1 protein-coding gene and 1 pseudogene are annotated in these 2,088 nt (G+C 54.3%); both read right to left on the reverse strand.

From position 1 onward, the window contains the following. On the reverse strand, positions 1–212 hold a 212-nt coding region (locus ACR0BK_RS20310; protein ID WP_480556060.1), incomplete at its 3' end, for a hypothetical protein. Between the two features lie 63 nt (positions 213–275). After that, a pseudogene (locus ACR0BK_RS20315) lies at positions 276–1,664 on the reverse strand (IS3 family transposase). Positions 1,665–2,088: the final 424 nt, after the last annotated feature.

Genomic DNA, 2,088 nt, shown 5'->3' on the forward strand with positions numbered 1-2,088 from the left:
TACCTTACAAAGCGGGCTTGGCGGTCACCGGACCAACCTTTGTCTTCCATACGACGAAAAAGCTCGATTTCTTCGTCGGTCGCTGGCGAGCCTTCGATCTCTTGCATCGCAAAGGCATGACGTAAAAGTTTGGAACGGATTCCGTCATATCTGGGGCCAAGTGCCATGGGTTTCTCCATTGCCAGAGTCAGAGCTACGAGTTTGTCCGTCATCGAATGATTTGGAACACGAGCGTTTGATTGGCTTAGGAGGATCAGGCTCGCCGCAGTTTCAATCTACGCCGCGTTCTGATGATGCAGCAAGCGGCGTTTCTGGATTGTCTGGTGTTTGATTTCCTTTCTGCGTCTGAGGATTGTTTCGGCTCGACCGAAATAGACATCGGCGGGTGTCAGATTGCTGATGCTCTCGTGGTATCGGTTGTGGTTGTAGTGATTGATGAAGTCGCCGATGGCCTGTTCGAGCGCTCCTGGCAGATAGTAGTTTTCCAGCAGGACACGGTTCTTCATCGTCTGATGCCATCGCTCAATCTTGCCCTGGGTCTGCGGATGGTTGGGCGCTCCCCGAACATGATCCATACCCTGCTCATCCAGCCATTTCGCCAACTCGCCAGAGATGTAACTGCTGCCGTTGTCGCTGAGCAGCCGGGGCTTGTGGGCAACGGTGACACTGTCACAACCTGATGCAGCCAAAGCGTCTTCCAGCGTTCCTGTGACATCGTCAGCTTTCATCGTGGTGCAAAGGCGCCAAGAGACAACGTAACGGCTGTAATCATCCAGGATCGTAGACAGGTAGAACCAGCCCCAACCGATGACTTTGAGATAGGTGAAGTCGGTCTGCCAAAGCTGGTTCGGCCGCACAGTCTTCTCATGGAATTCATCCGCCGCTTTGATGGTGATGCAGGCTGGGCTAGTGATCAGATCTTGTGCCTTCAGAAGCCTGTAAACACTGGCCTCAGAAACGAAGTAGCGCCTGGTGTCGGTGAACCGCACCGCAAGCTCGCGGGGCGATAACTCGGGTTCTTCCAGAGCCAGTTCCACGATCTGCTTGCGCACCTTGTCGGGGATGCGGTTCCAAACCCTACCTGGCCGGGAATGGCGATCCTCAAGCCCGGCCTCGCCGAAAGACAGATACCTGTCGTACCAGCGGTAGAAGGTCGTTCTGGGAATGCCGAGCTTTTCCAGTGTGCGTTTGATCGGCAGGTGCGAACCGTCAACCAGCCGGATGATCTCAAGCTTTTCGGATGTTGCCCTCTCATCGCTGCAAGCAGCGACTGTTGGGTGACAGATATCTCATTCGTCGTCTCCCCCATCCTCGAACATGCTTTTTTTGAGCAGCCGGTTCTCAAGGGTCAGGTCGGCGACTACCTCTTTCAGCGCCGACGATTCCGCTCTCAAATCCTTCACCTCAGAGCTGGTAGCCTGGCGTGCGGTATCGCCAGCCAACCGCTTCTTACCGGCCTCAAGGAACTCTTTCGACCAGCTGTAATACAGGCTCGTAGCTATTCCTTCACGGCGACACAGCTCCGCTATGCTGTCTTCACCACGAAGCCCATCCAACACAATACGGATCTTCTCCTCTGCCGAATGCTGGCGCCGTGTCTTCCTGCGGATGTCTTTGACAACTCTCTCTGCTGACGCTTTCTGTTTCCCGGATTTCATTCTCATCTCCACTCTCTGATGGTTACGATGAGCCTGAAATCCTCCGCTACGCAATCAACCTAGTCTGTTCCATGGGTGCTGATGGCGGACAGCGACTGGGCTATACATAGCCCTCAAAGCGTATTGTTTGCGGGACTTCAGTTGCACCGTTTTCCTGAGCGAGTAGGGCGCGTGCTGACGAAAAGGTAGCAAGCGCAAAAAGTACAAGAAGGGCCTTTATCATCGTAGCGCCTCGGATTCGGGTTTTGAACTTGGGCCGGGGTTCACAAATGATCGCCCCGGCCAGCGTCAGGGCAAACGAGGTAGTTCTTGCCCTGAAACATCGTACTTTCGCCTAATTTAGAAGATCACCGACGATGCCGACGGCATCGACCACGGTAGACAGGTCATTCGTAACTTCGAGGACTTCGTCATCGACCAGAATGTAGCG

The organism is Ruegeria sp. AF1, assembly GCF_056542125.1.